Source organism: Nostoc flagelliforme FACHB-838 (genome assembly GCF_014698065.1).
Taxonomy (GTDB): domain Bacteria; phylum Cyanobacteriota; class Cyanobacteriia; order Cyanobacteriales; family Nostocaceae; genus Nostoc; species Nostoc flagelliforme_B.
In genome coordinates this window covers 1-3,305 of sequence record NZ_JACJSI010000540.1, presented here as the reverse complement: position 1 = coordinate 3,305, position 3,305 = coordinate 1, and the positions used below count along the sequence as shown (strand labels likewise).

At 39.2% G+C, this 3,305-nt stretch carries 3 protein-coding genes; 2 read left to right on the top strand and 1 reads right to left on the bottom strand.

The genetic code is table 11. The features are described 5' to 3' along the window. The first annotated feature begins 1,132 nt into the window (after nucleotides 1-1,132). Both H6G97_RS48315 and H6G97_RS48310 read left to right on the top strand, forming a co-directional pair. Nucleotides 1,133-1,765 carry an AAA family ATPase gene (locus H6G97_RS48315; protein ID WP_190947416.1) on the top strand — a complete coding sequence of 211 codons (633 nt, stop codon included), beginning with the start codon at nucleotides 1,133-1,135 and terminating at the stop codon, nucleotides 1,763-1,765. Further along, entirely contained in the window at nucleotides 1,755-2,684 is a 930-nt protein-coding gene (locus tag H6G97_RS48310) for a ParB/RepB/Spo0J family partition protein (RefSeq protein ID WP_190947415.1), read from the top strand. The genes H6G97_RS48315 and H6G97_RS48310 overlap by 11 nt, the downstream gene beginning before the upstream one ends. Nucleotides 2,685-3,075: 391 nt before the next feature. Here the strand turns inward: H6G97_RS48310 and H6G97_RS52060 are convergent. Then, nucleotides 3,076-3,305, bottom strand: a 230-nt coding sequence (locus H6G97_RS52060) for a hypothetical protein (RefSeq protein ID WP_206759180.1), incomplete at its 5' end; no start/stop codon positions are given.

Sequence of the window (3,305 nt, the reverse complement as noted above, 5' to 3'; positions counted from 1 at the left end):
AGAAAGCGATGCTTCGCTGTTCAGACCCCCAGTCTCGCCAAGACAATAAACACAAGGATGTAGCTTACTTTAATACAGCTTCATGTTGGTGGAGTCCAAAATTCGGTGAATTGAAATTAGCAAGGTAATCTTTATAATAAGCCTTAAACTAAACCGACTCAAAAGGATGAAATCTGAAAAAATTGGATCTGGGTGAGCTAAATTCCTGTCATAAATATGGCTAAAACTAAAAACTCAGAAATGTTTCCAAAAAAGCGACTAACCCTTCTCCCAATGCACTATATGTGCTGGAGGTGTTTTTAATTGACAGTAAATTTTAGAAACAGTGATCGCTTCTGTTGGTATTGTGCAGTTATATAACTACGTTGCAACAGGAGCGATCGCATAAGCATTAATAGGGGAGAATCAAACAAGATGCACCCTCAAGCATTCAGATAGATATTTGACTTTTGCAAAGTTAGACAAAGTTTAAGCTTCACATCTATATAGCCAATGCAAGTAGTAGCTTGATTAGCAAGCAAAAGCGCTCATACTCTAACGAGAGAGCTATGAGCGCTGTGAATCAGAAAAACCCACTATTATGAGGATTATCTATCAACTAAATAGACCGAAGTAAATATTAAGATAACAATCATTAAGTAAATAAACTGCTGGGAAAGTTACAAATGTTGTGTAATTAATGTTACTTGTATGATTTATTGTCACAAACGGCTACCAAATTCTCAGATGGGGAGACTGAAGGCGCTTTACAAAGGCATGTTCCAAAAATTTCTTTTAGTTTTATCATCAGTATAGGGTTATGAAGTAGACTAACCTGATCTACCAGTGCTTGGGATGGGGGCTAATTAACGACTACTTTCTGGTCGCTTTGAATATCGCTATATCTCCTCAACCCCAGCTAAAGTGTTGGGGTTTTTATTTTTGTTGTCAGCTATTGCCTATTGCATTTCACCTAGTCTCATAAGCAATCGTAGCTTCACTTCTCCTCTTTTGAAATATTTGTCATAGAAGGATGCCAAGTTAAAAACTTTAATGCCTTACGTAAATAGTTTACGAGATGGAACAATCGGTAGATAATAACCATGCTGTCTAATAGGCGGCAATAACAAAAGCGTATTTGCATCTCAGTATTATGATTGTCGCTTTTACTAATCAAAAAGGAGGTGTCGGCAAATCAACAGCTGCTGTTCATATGGCCTATTGGTTTAGCCAACGCCAAAAAACGCTGATGGTTGATGCCGACGCTCAACAAAGCAGTTCAGTTTGGGCTAAATCTTTAGGGCTAGATTGTCAGGTAATTCAAGATCCAGAAGATTTGTTTGAAATGATTCCTCAGATAGCAAGTAGCTATTCTGCTTTAGTCATTGATGGACCTGGCTCTCTTTCTGAAGTTACTAAAGCGATATTGGCTCGTTGTGACCTTGCTTTAGTCCCTTGCCAGCCTTCTGGTTTAGATTTACACAGTAGTCAGAAAATATTGCGTTTTATCAAACACGCAACTGAGTTAAGGTCAGGTTATCCTAAAGCAGCTTTATTTTTAAGTCGAGCTACTAAAGGAACGGTTTTAGAACGAGAAGCAAGAGAAGTACTTAAAGCAACAGGAACACAGGTCATGAAAGCTGCTATTTATCAAAAACAATGTATCGCAGATGCTCCTGGACAAGGATATACGGTATTTCAAATGTCAGGAAAAGCAGCATTGGAAGCCGCAGCAGATTATGAGTCTTTGTTTGTCGAAGCTTTGGAGGTGCTAAATGTCCACTAAGAGGCGAAACCTTAAGGATTTTGTATTTGAAACCTCGGAAACAGCAGGTGAATCACAGCAGCCAGCATCAATGTTGGCACTATCCTCTATTGTTCTTCCTTCCAAGCAGCCACGACGCTATTTTGATCCAGCAAAAATGGATCAACTGATTCAATCGGTAAAAGAATATGGCATTTTAGAGAATCTACTGATTCGTCCCATACCTGATCAGGATGGGCAATATGAATTGGTAGCTGGAGAAAGACGTTATAGAGCAGCCCAAGCATCTGGGTTATTGGAAGTTCCTGTTACTATCCGGGATTTAACTGATTCAGAGGCTATTTCTATTGCTTTAGTGGAAAATCTTCAGCGAGAAGATTTAAATCCAGTTGAAGAAACAGAAGCAGTTTTGCAGTTATTGGCATTACGTTTACAATGCGCTCAAGCCGAGGTAGTTTCACTACTTTACCGGATGCAAAATGATGTATCTCGCCTGACTGATAACGTTATCAGTCAACCTGAAGGTGAATCTATTAAGGCAGTGTTTACTGAATTAGGGCTGATGGGATGGGAATCTTTTGTTAGTAACCGTCTTCCTCTATTGAAGCTCCCAGAAGATATTTTAGATGCACTTCGCTCTGGAAAAATTGAGTACACTAAATCACGAATGATTGCACGAGTTAAAAACGAACAGCTTCGGAAAACTTTGCTTGCAGAAGCAATTGGTTCTGGACTGTCTTTAAATCAAATCAAAGAACGAGTTAGTAGCTTTAACAATGCAGAACCTCAACAGGAGGAGTCTGAATCTGCTCCCGTTAAACAACGCATTACATCTATATTAAGCCAAGTTCAAAAAACTAAGGTCTGGTCAAATCCAAAAAAACAAAAACAGTTAGATAAATTGTTGTCTCAGATAGAAAGCTTGCTTGAAAGTGAGTAAATTAGGTGTCTAAGCTAGGATTATCTAGATTTTCCCATCAAGTTTCATTGGAGATTTAAAATTAATTTTCCCAAAATTCTATATGAAATCTATCCAACGTCCATCTAAACCATTTAGACAATAGCCAGAAGCTACCATTAGCAATCTCAAAGTAGACGTCACCACTGTTAGTGAAGCAGCAAGGGAGCGATCACTTACAGATGACTCAACGGTAGAATCAACTCAAGAAAAGAAAGCGATTAACCAAAAGACAGTAGTCAAGCCAATAATGAAGCCAGATGTCAAATAAAAATTTCAAGAGCGTTCGCCCAAGGCTCAGTGGCAAAGTCAATCCTCGGAATCTAATTCTGAAGAAGAATTACCGCTAGAACCATTTCAGCACATGCAATTCTTAGATTGCGACTCGGAGATAGGGCGTGTGATATTCGAGTGCTAACACTGCAAGCAGGGGATAATGGGTGAGTATACCGGAGAACCCGTAATGAGCGAGTACAAAGGACGACCAAAGAGTAATTTTCACAAAGGTAAAATGCCCCAACTGTGAGCAAACAGCAATTAGACTGCAAGCAAGGGAAGTACTTTCGATTACGGCGGTACCTTCACCTTGGGCGTGAAAAGTAA